Origin of the sequence: Thermanaeromonas sp. C210 (genome assembly GCF_013167955.1) — a bacterium.
Lineage (GTDB): Bacteria > Bacillota > DSM-521 > Neomoorellales > Neomoorellaceae > UBA12545.
In genome coordinates, this window is sequence record NZ_BLWF01000002.1 from 268,277 (window position 1) to 285,039 (window position 16,763).

General features: G+C 58.2%; 16 protein-coding genes. 4 read left to right on the top strand and 12 right to left on the bottom strand.

Features of this window, described 5'->3' with window-relative positions:
* Positions 1-21: 21 nt before the first annotated feature.
* On the bottom strand, positions 22-765 hold the full coding sequence (locus TAMC210_RS05395) for a gamma-glutamyl-gamma-aminobutyrate hydrolase family protein (RefSeq protein WP_173297775.1): 744 nt from the start codon (positions 763-765) through the stop codon (positions 22-24).
* Positions 766-983: 218 nt separating this feature from the next.
* Positions 984-1,790 carry a GntR family transcriptional regulator gene (locus TAMC210_RS05400; protein WP_173297776.1) on the bottom strand — a complete coding sequence of 269 codons (807 nt, stop codon included), beginning with the start codon at positions 1,788-1,790 and terminating at the stop codon, positions 984-986.
* Between the two features lie 214 nt (positions 1,791-2,004).
* Between TAMC210_RS05400 and TAMC210_RS05405 the strand changes: the two genes are divergently transcribed.
* The 3 genes from TAMC210_RS05405 to TAMC210_RS05415 all read left to right on the top strand — a co-directional run bounded on the left by TAMC210_RS05405 (position 2,005) and on the right by TAMC210_RS05415 (position 5,219).
* Positions 2,005-3,372: an acyclic terpene utilization AtuA family protein gene (locus TAMC210_RS05405; RefSeq protein WP_173297777.1), complete on the top strand. Its 1,368-nt coding sequence runs from the start codon at positions 2,005-2,007 to the stop codon at positions 3,370-3,372.
* A 13-nt stretch (positions 3,373-3,385) separates the two neighbouring features.
* Complete coding sequence (locus TAMC210_RS05410; RefSeq protein ID WP_173297778.1) at positions 3,386-3,709, top strand: DUF4387 domain-containing protein; 324 nt, start codon at positions 3,386-3,388, stop codon at positions 3,707-3,709.
* Between the two features lie 91 nt (positions 3,710-3,800).
* Positions 3,801-5,219 (top strand): sodium:solute symporter family protein, encoded by a 1,419-nt coding sequence (locus TAMC210_RS05415; RefSeq protein ID WP_173297779.1) that lies wholly within the window; start codon positions 3,801-3,803, stop codon positions 5,217-5,219.
* A 420-nt stretch (positions 5,220-5,639) separates the two neighbouring features.
* On the opposite strand, the gene TAMC210_RS05420 is transcribed toward TAMC210_RS05415, so the two are convergent.
* From TAMC210_RS05420 to TAMC210_RS05435, 4 genes are all read right to left on the bottom strand, one after another.
* Complete coding sequence (locus tag TAMC210_RS05420; RefSeq protein ID WP_173297780.1) at positions 5,640-6,350, bottom strand: ComF family protein; 711 nt, start codon at positions 6,348-6,350, stop codon at positions 5,640-5,642.
* 9 nt (positions 6,351-6,359) lie between these two features.
* Positions 6,360-8,069, bottom strand: coding sequence for a helicase-related protein (locus TAMC210_RS05425; RefSeq protein WP_173297781.1), 1,710 nt, complete (start codon positions 8,067-8,069; stop codon positions 6,360-6,362).
* A 104-nt stretch (positions 8,070-8,173) separates the two neighbouring features.
* Positions 8,174-9,259, bottom strand: a complete 1,086-nt coding sequence (locus TAMC210_RS05430; protein WP_173297782.1) for a GGDEF domain-containing protein — start codon at positions 9,257-9,259, stop codon at positions 8,174-8,176.
* A 58-nt stretch (positions 9,260-9,317) separates the two neighbouring features.
* Positions 9,318-9,776 (bottom strand): glycosyltransferase, encoded by a 459-nt coding sequence (locus TAMC210_RS05435; RefSeq protein WP_173297783.1) that lies wholly within the window; start codon positions 9,774-9,776, stop codon positions 9,318-9,320.
* Between the two features lie 125 nt (positions 9,777-9,901).
* Here TAMC210_RS05435 and TAMC210_RS05440 point away from each other — a divergent pair, with 125 nt between their 5' ends.
* Positions 9,902-10,066 carry a hypothetical protein gene (locus tag TAMC210_RS05440; protein ID WP_173297784.1) on the top strand — a complete coding sequence of 55 codons (165 nt, stop codon included), beginning with the start codon at positions 9,902-9,904 and terminating at the stop codon, positions 10,064-10,066.
* Between the two features lie 6 nt (positions 10,067-10,072).
* On the opposite strand, the gene TAMC210_RS05445 is transcribed toward TAMC210_RS05440, so the two are convergent.
* The 6 genes from TAMC210_RS05445 to csaB form a co-directional block, all read right to left on the bottom strand.
* The gene (locus TAMC210_RS05445; RefSeq protein WP_173297785.1) at positions 10,073-11,476 is read right to left on the bottom strand and encodes a phosphoglucomutase/phosphomannomutase family protein; all 1,404 of its coding nucleotides are present in this window, start codon (positions 11,474-11,476) and stop codon (positions 10,073-10,075) included.
* Between the two features lie 15 nt (positions 11,477-11,491).
* Complete coding sequence (locus tag TAMC210_RS05450; protein ID WP_173297786.1) at positions 11,492-12,244, bottom strand: DUF421 domain-containing protein; 753 nt, start codon at positions 12,242-12,244, stop codon at positions 11,492-11,494.
* A gap of 250 nt (positions 12,245-12,494) precedes the next feature.
* Complete coding sequence (locus TAMC210_RS05455; protein ID WP_173297787.1) at positions 12,495-13,541, bottom strand: glycosyltransferase family 4 protein; 1,047 nt, start codon at positions 13,539-13,541, stop codon at positions 12,495-12,497.
* Positions 13,542-13,555: 14 nt separating this feature from the next.
* The gene (gene fabZ / locus TAMC210_RS05460) at positions 13,556-13,987 is read right to left on the bottom strand and encodes a 3-hydroxyacyl-ACP dehydratase FabZ (RefSeq protein WP_173297788.1); all 432 of its coding nucleotides are present in this window, start codon (positions 13,985-13,987) and stop codon (positions 13,556-13,558) included.
* 90 nt (positions 13,988-14,077) lie between these two features.
* On the bottom strand, positions 14,078-15,640 hold the full coding sequence (gene murJ, locus TAMC210_RS05465) for a murein biosynthesis integral membrane protein MurJ (protein WP_173297789.1): 1,563 nt from the start codon (positions 15,638-15,640) through the stop codon (positions 14,078-14,080).
* A 12-nt stretch (positions 15,641-15,652) separates the two neighbouring features.
* The gene (gene csaB / locus TAMC210_RS05470) at positions 15,653-16,756 is read right to left on the bottom strand and encodes a polysaccharide pyruvyl transferase CsaB (protein WP_173297790.1); all 1,104 of its coding nucleotides are present in this window, start codon (positions 16,754-16,756) and stop codon (positions 15,653-15,655) included.
* Positions 16,757-16,763: the final 7 nt, after the last annotated feature.

Consider the following 16,763-nt stretch of genomic DNA (forward strand, 5'->3'; position numbering starts at 1 on the left):
GCAAAATTCATTCCCCGTTCTTTAAGCCCTTTCTCGCCTTTGTCTGTACCTTGCTCCTGCATTTATCAATCCTTTAAACAATTCTAACCATAAAGACTCCGGCAAAACCTCGGGGTGAAATTGCACCCCCACCACAAAGTCATGCTCCAGGCTGGCCATGGCTTCAATGACGCCGTCCGGCGCCCAGGCAACGGCTGTAAACCCCGGGGGTGGCTCCTTAACCGCCTGACGGTGAAAACTATTGACCATAGCCTCCTTTTCACCGGTAAGCCTGGCCAGGATGCCGTCCATTGCTATCCTGTGAGCAGTCTCTCCCGGCGGCCTGCTTCCCTGGTGATGTACCACACCCTTATTTTCCGGCCGGAGGTGAATGTCGTCCAGGTACATGGTGCCCCCGCAAAGGACGTTCAAAACCTGGTGCCCGCGGCAAATACCCAGCACGGGCATATTTCGCTCCAAAGCGCCCAGCAGATAATCCCTCTCGTTGGCAAAACGCAGGGGATTCTGGCTTTCCAAATCTTTGGCAGGCCCTTGCAAAACATTGCGCTTAACACTTAAAACCTCACCTGCAGCAATCAGTGCGTCAATATTCTCTAACATCTTGCGGCGAATTGCAACATCGCCCACCACCGGCAGAAGGAGGGGAATGCCGCCGGCCCTTTCCACTACTTCTACGCAGGCCTTTACCGTATAGATCAGGGACCAGCCGGGGACCACATTGCCCTCCTCCCATCCGGTAGTAATACCTATGCGGACGCTTTCCATAAAGGTCATACCCCCTTTCTAATTTGGTTATAACCTGATATAACTATTCTATGTCGATGGAGTTTTTCCTGCTGGTTTCAAACGATTTTATTAATTGTCAAATCCACAGTACGGGTAGGCCCCTATATAAATAATGAAGAAGCCTCCGCATGAAAGGATTCACCGGAGGCTCCTAGCAACGCCTTTCAAAAACAGCTGTCGTTCTTTTCGCCAAGTTGTTAGTACCCGTCATAACCCTCTCCGCCGTTGACCGGCCGGGTTATATAGAAGCTATACTTATCCCCCCGATAGGCGGCCCGCTTGTATTCCACCGGGCGCCCTGCGGCCGTGTAAACCAGGGAAGTTACCAGGAGGAGGGGCTCTCCCTGTTTAACCCCCAGTATTCGGGCCTGTTCCCTCCCGGCGGCCACGGCCTCAAAGGACTGGGTGAGCATGGACGGTGAGGGTAGCCCTGCCTTTTTATATAGGTCAAGGGTAGAAAAGGCAACCCTCTGCCGGGAAAGCTCGCGGGCTAAATCGGATAATTTCTCCCCAAGCTCGCCGGCAAAGTAAGAAACGTAATAAACCATGGGTTCATTATTGCCTAACCCCAAAAGTTCCAGCCGCGTCACCTGGGTGGCAATGGGAATAGCCAGTACCGTAGCCAGGTGATAATCCGCCGCTATAAGGCTGCTGCCCAGATATTCGGTGGAAGGCTCCAAACCCTTGCTACGCAGGGTTTCCTCAAAGGGCGTCACCCTCACCAGCTCCTGGTGAATGCGGGGCCGGGCCACAAAGGTGCCCTTGCCGTGGCTGCGATAGATCAGCCCTTCCCTTGCCAGTTCCGCCAGGGCCTGGCGCACCGTAATCCGGCTGACGTTATACATGGCGCACAGTTCCTTTTCCGAAGGCAGGCGCTGCTCCGGCTTGAGTATACCGTTCTTAATCTGTTCCGCGAGTACTTCTTTCAATTGTTGATAAAGGGGTTTGGACTTTTCGGGCGATAGCTGCCCCTCTCCCGTTGCCAGGGGTACATTCCGCGACACAAACACAACCTCCAAACCTCGCATCTTCTATGTCATAACAAGATTAACACAGGGCAGGGGTCGAAATCAACACAGGTCTTGTCAGCCGCCGGCCGGCAAACGCCCGGAGAAAAAAACTATTTTTTATTTCTCAAGCAGAAGGAAAACCGGAACTCATGTAGAATATTTATTTCATGAGGTTATAACACGTGATAACATCCTGGAGGGAGTAGGCATGGTAAAAAAACCGCTTCGCTTCCTGTGCCCCAACGGCCACCTGGGGTTTGCCCCCATCAAGACAGAGAGTTTTTATCTGGGTGTGGAGACCAAGCCCGATTTCATCCTGGCGGACTCGGGGAGCGACGACATAGGCCCCGGTCCCCTGGGCTCGGACACTTCCACCAGTCCCCTGGAATGGCAAAGACATGACCTGGAGCACATGCTGCTGGCGGCCCGCAGGCTGGGGGTACCCATGATCATCGGCTCGGCGGGCGACACCGGCACCAACAGCCGCGTGGACCTCTATGTCAATATTATCAAGGAGCTGGCCGACAAACACAACCTTCCCAAGTTTAAGATTGGCTATTTCTATTCCGAGGTGAGCAAGGACTACCTGGCCCGAAAAATGGATAAGGGCGAGGTCATTAAGGGCCTCGACGGCCGTCCCAACCTCACCAGGGCGGATCTGGAGAAAACCGACCGCATCGTCGCCATGGCCGGAGTACACCCCTATATTAAGCTCCTGGACATGGGGGCCGACGTCATTATCGGCGGACGCTCCAGCGACTGCGTCATTTTTGCCGCCCCGGCCATCCGCGCGGGCTTCCCCGAGGATCTGGCCTACTACCTGGGCAAGGTGTTGGAGTGCGCTTCCTTCTGCGCCGAGCCCTACGGCGGCAAGGAGACGGTCATCGGTACCATTACCGAAAAGGAAGTCCTGGTCACGGCCATGCACCCGCAGCAGCGGTGCACCGTAGCTTCGGTGGCCGGTCACGCCATGTACGAAAGATCCAACCCCTACTATGAATACGTCCTGGGCGGCATGCTGGATATGAGTAACTGCCGGTATGAGCAATACGATGAGAAAACCTGCCGGATTACCGGGCCGAAGTTCGTCCCTTCCCCGGAATGGTGGGTAAAGCTGGAGGGTTCCGGAAAGGTGGGCGAGCGCTACGTCGGTATTGCCGGCATCCGCGATCCTTACACCATCAAGAACATCGACAAAGTTATCGAGTGGGCGCGGGCCCAGGTGCGAGAACGCTTCGGCGACGAAGGTTATGAGCTGCATTATCATGTTTTCGGCCGCAACGGCGTCATGGGAGAGCTGGAACCGGTGAAAGAAATCCGTTCCCACGAACTCTGCGTCGTAGTCCAGGGCATCGCCCCCACCAAGGCCATGGCCGAAGAGGTGACCATGATCGGAACCCGGCAAATGTTCTACGCCCGCCTGCCGGAAGTCAAGGGAACGGCCGGTGGCGTGGCCTTTGTGCTCGATGAGGTGCTGCCCGCATCCCCGGCCTATATGTGGACCATGAACCACATTGTTCGCCTGGATGATCCGCTAGAATTATTCCCCACTTATCTCACCGAAGCGGGAAAGTAAGGAGGTACTGCTAATGCCTACTGCAAAACTGGCCGACCTGGCCAAGACCATCCGCAGTAAAAATGCCGGTACCGATAAGATTACCTTTGACATTATTTTCCGGGAAAAGGAAAAGTACGAGCTGGTGAAAAAGAGCGGGGTCCTGACCCCGGAAACTATCTGCAAGCTTTACGGCATCGAACGGGAAAGAATTGCCGACTTCGTCGAATTCGACCCTGCCTACGCCATTAAGTTTACCATCTACCGCCGGCGTCCTAGCGGAAGCCCCGGAGACTCCGATGTCTTCGGCTGCCAGCAGTACGCCCCCCTACTGGATATAGAAGTGCCGGTCGAATAAAATGCCTACCGTCCTGGTAACGGGAGGCCTCTTCAGGCCTCCCGTTACTCCTTAATCCGCCTATTTTCAACAGCAGGAGGGCAACGATCTTATGTCCTTACAATTATTGATTATCCTGGCTTATTTCGCCATAACCCTAGCCGTCGGTTTCTTAGCCAAGACAAAAACCCGCAGTGCCACTTCCTTTCACGGGGCCGGGCTGGGTGTCTTGATGGTGGTGGTCGTGGGGGTCGGCGAATGGCTGGGCGGTACTTCCACCACGGGCATTGCAGAGTATGGGTTTATCGCCGGGCTTTCCGGGGCCTGGTATACCATAGCCAACGGCATCGGGGTCATGGTCCTGGCCCTGTTCTTCGCCAAATTTTACCGCAGCCTCGATACCGTAACGGTACCCGGAATCGTAGAAAAGTTCCTGGGCCTCCGGGCCCGTACCGTAGCCAGCGTATTGCTCATTTTCGTCATGATCGCCGTGGGAACCGCCCAAGTCATCGCCGCCGGGACTTTAGGCGTCTCCGTCCTCGGCCTTAGCTATCACGCGTCGGTCATCATCCTCGGCCTCGGGTTTATCGTCTATACCCTGGCCGGGGGCATGACGGCCGTCGGGTACACCAATCTACTGCACCTCATCGCCATGTATGGGGGAGCCGTCCTGGCCGTAGCCTTCGTCCTGGGCGACATAGGCGGTCTGGCCTCCCTCAAGAGCCATTTACCCGCCCATCCTTACTTCAGCTGGACCGGCATCGGCTGGTCTGCCATCTCATCCTGGATTATTGCTTCTATTTTGGGAGCCTGTACGGCCCAGGCCGGCATCCAACCGATACTGGCGGCCAAGGACGTCCGGGTCGCACAACAGGGGGCTTTGATTACGGCCCTTCTCGTAGCGCCCTTCGGTATTCTTACCGCTCTGTTAGGAATGGCCGCCAAAGTACGTTTCCCGGAATTGGCCAACGCCAAGCTGGCCCTGCCCACCTTGATGATGCATTTGCACCCAGTAGTCGGCGGCATTGTCCTGGCCTCCATAATGGCCGCCATCCTTTCCACAGTGGCCCCCATTATCCTCGCTGCCGGTACCATGTTTACTAAAGACCTCTACCAGCGCCTGTGGCGCCCGGCAGCAGGCGACCAACAATTACTATTGGTGTCGCGGCTGAGCACCGGCGCGGCCGGCCTCCTTTGCCTCCTTCTGGCCCTTTTAATGTACGGCAGCACCCGTATCCTGGATATGGTCTATTTTGCCTATACCATCCGCGGTTCCCTCTTCGTCATCCTTCTGTTTGCCATTTACTGGCGCAGGACTTCGCCCCAAGGAGCCGTCTATGGGATGATCGTCACCGCCCTTGCCGGCTTCTTCTGGGTGTTCTATAAGTCCCAGTTCGGCCGCTATCCCCTGCACCCCGATTTTACGGAAACCTATGCCGCCCTTGTAGTCGCGGTACTCAGCACCGTCCTCCTGAGCTTTGTCGATAAACGACCCGAGAGACAGCACGCCTCGCAAACGCCGAACCCGTGATTCTACCGCACGCTCTTTTCGCCTTTTCCGTTACCTCCCATTAGTGCCCTGGCTGGGTTCTCCACCCGGGCCCGGCCACAGGCTTATACAGGTTGGAAGGCCCCCTTTAAGGGCCCCGCTAATAAGCGGGGCCCCATTACCTCCCTCACCCGGGCCTGGCTATCGACACCGGGTGGCCAGCGACCCCGGGAAGATAAGAACCGTCGAAGGCCATCCCCTCACCGCGGGCCCCTTGTCAGACGCTGTCTTGTCGAAAACACCTTCTTCCACACTCGGACTGCACCCCTTTCCCTGTGGATAAAGTGGATAAGTCTGTTAATAACCTGCCGATATTGCCTTTCTGCTGTGGACTTCGGTGTGGATTAGGAAGAAATATGTCGGATAAGGCCAAAATATATACCCTGACTTGTCGAACGGCCCCTAAAAAAGGCTGGTAGCCACCGTCACCACCGCCACGGAACGGGCCCCACCCTCCAGGAGGGCGACCGTACAGGCGGCCGCCGTAATTCCGGTGGTCAAGACATCGTCCACCAACAGCACATCGAGTCCTACTATCCTGGAGGATTCGACTACCTCAAAACTCCTCTGTAGATTCTGGAGACGGGCAAGGCGATCTAAGCCGGCCTGGGGCGGCGTATGGCGCACCTTTACCAATACCTCCTCGAGGAGTTTGATCCCCAAAAGGCGGCTCAATTCCCGGGCAAGAAGGGCGGACTGGTTAAAGGCGCGCTCCTTAAGGCGCTGGGAGCTTAAGGGTACGGGTATAACCGCCCGTGGGCGGCCGTAAAGGGGCTCTTCCGCCACTACCCGGCTTAAAAGATATCCCAGGGGCAAAGCCAGGGAACGCCGGCCCCGGTATTTGAACTCCAGGATGGCCCGCCGCAGTTCTCCCCGGTAGGGGCCGACGGCCCGCGCCAGGCGAAAGGGAGGTAGCTTTTCCCCACATTGGGGGCAAAGTTCCCCCGCGTACTCCTTGCAAAGAAGCCGGCCGCAACGCCGGCAGGGCCGAAATTCCTGCTCCCACGTTTTAAGGGTCCGGCTGCAAGACGGGCAGAGGTATCCTAAGGCTCCGGGCCTCCGGCAGATAAAACACTCCTTGTCCCGGACAAAGAGCCAATCCTTCCATCCCACCGTACCCGTTTACTGCCTCCTTTCCACCGCCCGCAGGTAACCCCTCTGGAAGGCCAGGCGGTTGAAAGAGCGGATAATGCGGCAGGCCTCGGCCATTTCGGGAGTGATCCTGTCGGCCACAAGCCACACTTTCCCCTGGGGAAAGGAAGACGTCCTTCCCGCCCGGCCCGCAATCTGCACCAGGGTATTCTGGTCGAAAATCCGCCGGTGGTGGGCGAAGAGGACCATGACGTTCAGGCGGGGAAGGGTAATACCCCTCTCCAGAAGGGTGGTGGTAACCATGACGGGAAATTCCCCCCGGCGAAAGGCCGCCAGCACCGTTTCCCGCTCCGGCAGGGCGGCATGGCAACCCCTCACCCAATCCCCCAGGCCCTCGAATTCCCGGCACTCCAGCAGCCAGTCCACAACCTGGGCCACCAGGTCTACCGCGGGTACAAAGATCAAAAGGGAGGCCCCATCCCCGTTAAGGCTCAAACGAAGACATTCTACTACCGGCCGCGGCAATCTGCCCATGGGCCGCCTGAGGCCCCTGGCCAAAATAATTTGGGGCTCGGGCAGGGGGTATCCGTGGGGGCGGGCCGGCAGATAGATGACGGGTAGCCGCCTCCGCCTGGCCTGGGCGGCCAGCTCCGGTGGGGGCGTGGCCGTCATATAAAGAATCTGACCGCCGGGCCTGAGGCTGCGCTCCAATCCGTAATAAAGTCGCCCATCTCCGGCCAGGGGGAAGGCATCCACTTCGTCCAAAATGATGAGATCAAAGCGCCGGTAGCACCGCAACACCTGGTGAGTGGTGGCCGCCACCAGCTGGGCCGGCGCATACTTGGAGCCGCTTTCACCGTGAAGGATGGTCATCTCTACCCCCGGGAAGGCCTGCTGGAGCCTCCGGTATATCTCTTTAGTGGTTTCCCGGCGGGGGCAGGTGTAAAGCACTTCCTTACCGCGGCTGAGGGCCGCGGCCAGGGCCCCGTAGGCCACCTCCGTCTTGCCGGCGCCGCAGGCGGCCCAGATGAGGCATCGAGGGCACTTCCCTTCTTCAACAAAGGTCCTCGCCTGAAGGGCTGCCTCCTCCTGGGCCCGTGTCAACGAAAAAGGAAGGACGGGGCTCACCGTACGGCAGGGAAACATGCCGGCCCTTTCCGCCCCCGGTCGGGCATAGAGGGCGCGGCAGGTGCGGGCCTCCCCCAGTTCCAGACAGCCCTCGCACACGTAGCAGTGGGTGCTGCCGCAGGCTCCGCAACTCGACCGGTACAGCTTGTCCCCCTGGCCGCAGCGGTTACATTTGGGGACGCCCTGGGCATCGAATCCTACCGCCGGCCGCAGTTCGCATTCCCCTTGGAGATAAAGATAATGGAGGAGGTCGGCCAGCTCTGCGGTCACCCGTACACCGTTCTCCGCCAGGGCGCGGCCCACTTCCTCCAGCAGGAGGATGCGCCCGGACAAGATCCGGCCTGCGAGGCGGGCCTCTTCCTCCGGCGGCAGGGGTTGGCCCGCGGGAGCGGGGCGCCGGGCCAGGGTAACCTTACATCGCCGGGACACTTCCTTCAGCACCGCATCCACCCTGGAAAGGCTGTACCCGACCGCCGCCCAGCGCTCCTCCAGGTGCTTCAGCACAAAGAAAGCCGTGCCCAAATTGAGACACGGCGAGACAAGGTCCATAAAATGGTAGCCCTTAAGCTCCCAAAAGCGCCGGTCTAAAGGGGGACGGTGGGTCAAGCCCAACCGCCCTCTCCCTCCATCGTGGACAATGTACAAATACCCCTGCCAGCAAAAAACACCCTGTGCCATGGGGCCTTAATCAGAACACCCCTGTTTTTTAACTCGCGTTATAAACTTCCGTTAAAGCTTAATCCTTGGGCCAGGGTATAGGCGCAAATGCTATTGCGGCCTGCCCTTTTGGCCATATAGAGGGCCGCGTCGGCCCGGCTCAAAAGCTCTGTTTTGTCCCGGGCATCATGGGGCCAGGAAGCTATACCAATGCTCACCGTCAGGCGGACTTCTACACCCTTATCCCGGGCAAAAACGTGCTCCTCTATGGCCTTGCGAATGCGCTCCGCCACCTGCTGGGCGTGGCCGCAGTCCGCGCCGGGGAGGATCAAGGCGAACTCTTCTCCTCCGTAACGGGCCACCACATCCTTTGCCCGGACCTGGTGCTTGAGTAACTCGCTTACTTCCCTTAAGACCTGATTGCCTACCATATGTCCGTATTTGTCGTTTACCTCTTTGAAATGGTCGAGGTCGACCATAAGGACGGACAGAGAAGATAATTTATGGGGTTCCTGGGTCAGCTTTTCTAACATGTGGTCAAAATACCGCTGGTTGAACAGCCGCGTAAGATGATCGGTCACGGCCAAATATTCCGCCTCGGCGAGCCTAGCCCGGGTTTCATCGTACTCCTGCCTTAGGCGTCGCAGCAATTCTTCTTGCCGGACGGCCAGCCTGTGCCTTTCCCAGAGGTGGCCCACGATAAACCACCAGGCCAAACTTAAGATGGTCCAGCCCGCCAGTTCCGGCCAGAACCGGTGGATATCGTGGGGTTCCGCCGCCGGTCCCAAAAAAATTCCGGTAATGAGCGCAGCCCCGATCAAGAACAGGCCCTCTCGACGCTGGTCACCCAAAACGGCCACCATAGGCGCTAAAAAAAGCGCCTCGGGATAAGCGACCGTCCGGGCACCCTCACTGTAAATCCACCATGCCGCCAGCACTATACCGGCGCCGTAAACGGCCCAACGGCCCCAGCGGCATTGCTGCCAGCAAGACGGGGACCAGAAAGCCAGCTGGACTTGAAGGGCTGCCAGGGCTAAACCCCAAGGGGAGGCAGGAGGCTTAGAGGTAGAAAGGGCAAAAAAAAGACAAGCCGTCCCCATCATGGCCCAAACGATACGAAACGGTCCGTTGGGAAGATTGCTCATTGTTCGGCTTACCTACTTCCCTACAGGTCACATACATGAACACATAAAAAATTCGCTGTCAGCCACCCGTTTCCCTGCTGGCAGAACTAATATTTTTATCCAACAATTGCCTAAAATGATATCCCACTTCCTTGCCATGGCAGCAAGGCTGCCCCGTCAGGTCCCACAGTACTACCCTGCCCCCGCCGCCTACCACCTCTGGTGGTTCCCAGTCCGGCCTCCCGTCGGGAGACAAAATCACCGTGCAGGCGGGGTAGGGATGGGCGAACCGGCTCAGAATGGCCCTGGTGTCGTCCGTAGAGCCCCTGTCTATTACCAGCAGTTCTAACCGCTGCCCCATAAGGGAGCTCCGCCACAGTATCTCCCGCATAATTCCTTCAATACATTCCTCTAAGTTCTGCACTATAAGCAGTAGGCAGATCCCTTTTCCTTTTTCCGGGGAACCTCTCCCTAACAAGGGGTAGACTAACATAATGAAGGCGGCCACGGCAATGCCAAAAAGTAGAACAAAGGCCACGGGGCATCCCTCCTGGTTTATCTTATGAGGAAACGGGCCCTGCTGCTCCAGGAGTTCCCACTACCGCGGAGGTATGCCCCTGCCCAAGCTACACATACTTTAGGTGAGAGAGGTGGTGAACGAGGGTGGAACCGGCCCCTGATGCCTGCCTGCGCTGTGGAGCCTCCACTAGTTTAATAAGCCGCATTTTAGGGGAAACCCCCGTCGAGGTCCCCTCCAAGGGCGTCCTCTGCCCCACCTGCTACCAGGAACTGGCGCCCGAGGAATACGCCCGATATTTTAGAACCTAAGATATTTCAAATCCTAAAAGTTCGCCGGATTTCCTCTTGGAGGCGGTGGAGGCTCTCATTACTCGGGGCCTCCACATACAGCCTAAAAAGCGGTTCCGTGCCCGAAGGCCGTAGCAAGGCCCAGCTGCCGTCGGCCATTACGACCTTAAGGCCATCCATAGTTGAGCGGCTCACAACGGGGTGGCCGCCGAGCTCCTTCGGCTCAAAAGAGCCGAGCTCCTTCAGCACCCGCTCTTTAGTTGCCGGCGTCACGGGGAGGTCCAGGCGTTCGCTGAAAAGGGGGCCGTGTTTATCCATCAATGCCGCCAGCACTTCCTTCAAGGGGCGGCCGTACCGGGCCCTCGCTTCCGTCACCAGGGCTGCGGCCAGGATGCCGTCCTTCTCCGGGATGTGCCCCCGGATGCTAAGGCCCCCGCTTTCCTCACCTCCCAGGATACACCCTTTATGTAATAAAGCCTGGCCGATATATTTAAAGCCTACCGGGGTTTCCTCTACTTCCAGCCCATGGGCCCCGGCCAGACGGTCTAGGAGATGGGTAGTAGCTACCGTACGGGCCACCGGCCCCTTCAACCCCTTCCCTTCCACCAGGTGGGCCAAAACCAGAAACAGCACCTGGTTGGCGGTAATATAAGTGCCGTCGGCATCAACCACCCCGAAGCGGTCGGCATCCCCGTCGAGGGCCAAACCCAAGTGGGCGCCTTCCTCCTTTACCCGGGCCGCCAATTCCTCCAGTACCCGCGCACTGGGATCGGGCAGTTTACCGCCGAAGAGGGGGTCCCGCCAATTGTGGATCACCTTAACCTCACACCCCAGGGAGCCCAGCAGGGTTTCCAGGTAGCCTATCCCCGCACCATAGAGGGGGTCGACTATCACCTTCACCCGGGCCTGCCGTATGGCCCGGACGTCCACCAGGGATAGGAGGTGGTTAAAATAGCTCTCCTGAGGGTCCAAGCTGCGCACCAGATCCTCTCGCCGGGCCGCCGCCAGTTCCTTCCGCCGGATGGTAGATGGCGCCCCAAGCCTCTTTTCGATGGCCCCGGTAATATCGGGTGTGGCAGGGCCGGCGTAGGCGGGAATGAACTTAACACCGTTATACTCCGGCGGATTGTGGCTGGCGGTAAACATCAGGGCTCCGGCTGCGCCGTGGGCCTTAATGGCATAAGCAGTGACCGGCGTAGGCAAGGCCTTTTCGGGCAAGAGGACGGTAAAGCCGTTGCCGGCCAGAACTTCTGCGGCGACAGACGCAAAATGCTCGGCCAAAAAACGGTGGTCGTAGCCGATGATCACCTGGCGGTTAGCAGTGGTTTCCAGAAGGTAGTCCGCCACGGCCTGGGCTACCCGTCGGACATTGGCAAAGGTAAATTCGTCCGCCGTAATGGCCCGCCAGCCATCGGTGCCGAACTTAATCATCGTGCAGTTCCCTCCTCACTTATCAACTTCTACAGGACTTTCGGGTGCATCGGTGATGTCCACCGGATTGGTCAGATTGTCTTGCTTGAGGTTGACATAGAGGGAGCCGTTGCTGCGCAGAACGGCATAGTCTACTTGACTTACATCTCGAACTCCTTGGGCTTGCAGCTGCTCCAGCAGCCACTTTTCATCGAGGTGATTCTGCTTGAGGTTTTCAAAGAGGATCTCCCCGTCCACGATGATTTCCGTAGGCACACCTTCGTAGGCCGTAGGAAGGGAAAGGTCGGCCGGAGTGAGGGGCCTCTTCTGGGACTTCAAAAGGACGCTCAAATTACCGTCGGGTTCCAAAATGGCATACTCTACATCCGCAATATCAAAGACATTTTTCTCCCGCAGCTGCATGGACAATTCATCAACATTATAGCGCATCTTGCGCATATTTTGTTCAAGTATCTTCCCGTTGTGAATGACCACCGTGGGTTCACCCGAAATGATTTTGCGGGCGGGCCTGCTCACTAGGGATATATAACCTGCTGCCCAGGTCAGGGCGGCAAATAGGGTGAGGCCCAGGAAATGCACCCATGTACTGTTAGGACTTAAATCCGTGGCCAGAACGGCCGCAATGCTTCCGAAGGTGATGCCGTTTACATATTCGAAAAAGGTAAGCTGGCCCACCTGTTGCTTGCCTAAAATGCGGGTATAGATTAGAATGGCTACGAAGGCCAAAAAGGTCTGCAACACAACCTCGATGGTCGCCACCACCATCATGTTACTTGCCTCCCGTATTAAGACTTACAACAACTCGCGATTACTCAAGTATATTAAGACTCCGATGCCCGCCCCTACAAAAACAAGAATGGCCAAGCCCTCGATTAAGAGGTCCCGCAATTCTATCTCCTCCTGTGCTCCCAAACTCAAGTGTAGTATCCCCGCCTGGAGGTAAGAAATGCGACAAAAAAGCACCGACCGTAAAGTCGGTGCCCCGATCCTCCATCAGGAGTTCCCTTATGAAAATGCCTTAAGAGTGAAAGGCATTATGTTCTTCTCCTTTACCAGGCTTCAGGCGATAACTCGTTACTCCCAGGCGGTTGCTGGCCCACACCACGGCGACGGACAGGAGGATTAAAATGATCACCCCTTGATCGGTCGTCAAGCGAGTCAGCAGCACCGCACTGGCACCCAAGCATAAATTGACCAAATAAATGGCCAGCACGGCCTGTTTTTGCGTAAGACCGTAGGCCATCAAACAGTGATGGAGATGGCCTTTATCGGGCTGAAAAATGGGGCGGCGGTTTAGGAACCGGCGGACAATGGCAAAGAAGGTATCCAGAATAGGTATTCCCAAAATAAGCACCGGGATAAACAGGGAAATAACCGTGGCGCTCTTGGTCAGGCCCAGCACGGCCAGGGTGGCCAGGGTAAGGCCTAGAAACATGGAACCGCTATCCCCCATAAAGATGCTGGCCGGGTAGAAGTTATAGGGCAAGAAGCCCAGGATGGAGGCCGCCAGGGCCAGGGCTAAAAAGGCCACCCGGGTTTCGCCCTCCAACCAGGCCACCACCGCCATGGTCACCGAGGCGATCAGGGCCGTGCCGGCGGCCAGGCCGTCCAGGCCGTCCACCAAATTGAGGGCATTGGTGACGCTTACCAGCCAGAATACCGTCACCGGAATGGCCAGCTTCCCTAAGAAAAGAAACCCGTCGAAGGGATTGGTTAAGAATTCCACCCTGGCCCCAAAAAGGGCCACCACCAGGGCGGCTGCCACCTGGCCAGCCAGTTTCCACCGGGGACTCAATCCCCGTATATCATCCACCAGCCCCACCACCAGAATGAGGCTTGCTCCCCATAGTAATCCCTGAAAGGAGGGGTAATACATACCCCCTGCCAGATACGCCGCCACGAAACCCGCGAAGATGGCCACTCCTCCCAACCGAGGCATTACTTTGTTGTGGACTTTACGCGGATCAGGACGGTCAAGAGCCCCGATCCGGGGCGCGACTCCTCTAAGGATGGGCGTTAACAGCACACTAAGACTAAAGGCCAGCGCAATGGCCCAGACACTCACTTCCCAAGCCTCCCTCAAACACCTATGGCAAAGATGAGCTCGCCTTCCGCCGCCAGCTCTTCTCCTACCCAGGCCCGTCCCCGAGCTTTGCCTATCTTGCCTTTGACTTTGATAACTTCCGCTTCCAGCCGCAGAACATCCCCCGGTACGACCTGGCGGCGGAAGCGGACCTTATCCATGCCCCCGAAAAACACAATTTTCCCCCGCCACTCGGGCTGGCTTAAGATGGCTGCCGCTCCCACCTGGGCCAGGGCTTCTATGATGAGCACCCCGGGCATGACCGGGTACCCGGGGAAGTGCCCGCTAAAAAACCATTCGTTGGCGCTGACATTTTTCAGACCCACCGCCCGCCGGCCAGCCTCGATCTCCTCCAACCGGTCCACCAGCAGAAAAGGATAGCGGTGAGGTAAAATCTCCTGGATGGCCGTAATATCCAGCCAAGACATCCTCCTCAGCTCCTGAGTACAAGCCGCCAAAGGGGCTAATAGATTCTATATTCGCTAATTCTGCTCCACTTCCTGCCCTTCAACGATTTTTTACTCCTGCCTGCGGCCCTTAAGCAACATAGCCTTGACCCATGTGACTTCCTCTACCCCTAAAAACCAGGCCAGGACCAGGAAGATGCCGGCCGACCCTGCGGTGACGGCAAGGACTCTCCCCGCCAACTCCCAGAGGCCCTGGAGGGGATTAAACAGGCCCAGCCAGCGGCCGCCCTGCCAGGTGGCCAAGCCCATGCCCCCCGCCGCCAACAAGGTGAGCCCTATGCTCCGCAGGAGGAACGATGGGTTGAGCTCCGGCAGGCGGCCCTTTAGAAAATAATAGAGGGTCAAAGCGTAAAAGGTGGCCGCCAGGGAGTTGGACAGGGCCAGGCCTCCATGCCCCAGGTGGCGGACCAGGACCGCGCTGAAACCCGCATTGAGCCCCACCGAGATTACGCCGGCCAGGGCCGGGGTCCGGACGTCCTCCAGGGCATAAAAGGAACGCATCAGGATGGGCTGTGCCGCCTGGGCCAGGAGGCCCCATGAGGCATAGTACACAACTTCGGCCGTCATGAGGGTAGCAGCCGAACCGAAGGCCCCGCGCTCAAAGACGACGCGCACCAGGGGCTCCCGCAGGATAATTAACCCCGCCGCGGCGGGCACCACGGCGAGGGTCACCAGGGACAGCCCCTTCTGGGTGAGATGGGCCATAGCCTCCCGCCTTCCCCGCGCCGCCTCCTCCGATAGGGCGGGGAACACCGCCGTAGAGACGGCGGACACAAATACACCCAGAGGAAGATTCACCAGGCGGATACCTACATCCAGGGCCGTAATGCTGCCCGGAGCCAGGTGCGAGGCGAAAAAGCGGTTGGTAGCCAGGTAAAGCTGGTTAACGGCGAGGCTGAAAATTACGGGAAGCAGGTATAAGCTCACTTTCCGTACTATCGGATGATGGTAGTCCAGCCTCCAGGTGTAGCGAAATCCCATGCGGTGAAGGTCGGGGAGTTGAACGGCCAAGAAGGCGACAAAACTTACCACCGTTCCCACGGCCAGGCCCTCGATGCCGTAGCGCGAACCGAAAAACAGGGCCGTTGCTATGATAATCAGGTTACTCAGGGCCGGCGCCAGGGCGGGGGACGTAAAGTAATTGCCCGCGTTGAGAATACCGCTTATCATCATACCCGTGCCCATAAAGGGAAGGGAGAGAAACATTATCCGGGTTAGCCGGGCCGCCAGCCCCTCTACCTCAGGTGGAAAGCCCGGGGCCAGCACCGGCACCAGCAGCGAAGCGGCGGCCATCCCCAAAAGGGCCAGGGTAGTTAAGGATAAAGCCGTCCAGCTCCCCAGGGCGCTGGCTACCCGCCAGCCCTCTTCCCTTTCGCCCCGCACCAGGTAGGCCGTCAAGGTGGGAACCATAACGGTGAGAAAAGCCATGCCCAGGATAGTCTGCAGGAAATAAGGAATGGTGTAGGCCACCATGTAGGCGTCGGTGGCCGGGCCCGCACCGAATTGGGCGGCAATGGCCGCATCCCGCACAAAACCCAGAACCCGGCTCAGGAGGTTCAGCACCAGAACGATACCTGCGGCCCGCGCGAGGCGGGCTACAGCTCCTACCCTCACCTCACCGGCCACCTATATTTCACCGCCCAAGGCGAGTCTCAGGGCCAGCTCTGCGTTGCAGCGGGCCAGGGGCCGCAGTTCGGCCACCGCCCGCTCCAGGCTCTCCTTGAGGTAACGTCCTTCGTAGAGAATCCTTTTCACCCTGCTTCCCAACTCTTCATATTCCAGCAGGGGAAGCTTTAAGTAGGGCTGTTCCACCTGCCGGCAGAAGGCCTCCACTTTGGGATCATAAGAGAGGCCGAGGAAGGGTATCCCCAACACGGCAGCCAAAATGAGGGCGTGCAGCCGCATTCCCACCAGCAAATCCAGGCAGCTTACGGCGCCGACTAGCTCTTCTAGGGTCAAGCGCTCCTTGACAACAACGGCCCGTCCCTGCATGAGCCGCTGGACCTGGCGTCCGGCCTCGACATCCCGGGGAAAATGAAAAGGAAGGAATACCACGTCCCACCCCTGGGCGATCAGGTCGTCGCCCAATCGCGCCAGCGCCTCCAGGGTTACCCCCAGCCCCTCCCACGGGCGTACCGCTATTCCTGCCAGGGGCCTCCGCCCTTCTTCCAGGCCGAGCTGGACGAGTTTATGGCGTCCGGATTTTAGGTCCAAAGAACTCGGGTCCAAGCCAAGCACGGGGTCGGCCGTCACCCTGACGGAAGGGCGGCGCACTCCCATACTCTGCAGGAGGGCCCTGGATTCGCTGTCGCGCAGGGTAATAAGCTGAACCTTATCCAGAACCCTCGCCGTCAGGCGGCGGGACCAGTTATGCCGTAAGGGTCCCAACCCCTGGGCATAAATCATGCGGGGCCGCCGAAGGAAGCGGGCCATTTCCAGGACTCCCAAATAATAAAGGAGGCTTTTAGCCCCGGTCACATCCTGCAAAAGGCTGCCTCCCCCGCTGATAAACAAGTTCACCCCGGACAGAGCACGGGCGATTTCCCCCGGCCGCCAGCGGTTAACGGCCTTTACGGGCAACCATTTCTCTGTAGCAGGGGGATTAGAGGACAGGACAACGATCTCTACGTCGGGGTGTAGCCCGCGGAGGGCCTGGACCATACTGTAGAGAATGGCCTCGTCCCCGGCGTTACCGAAACCATAATAGCCGGAAACCATCACGCGCACCACTGCTTCC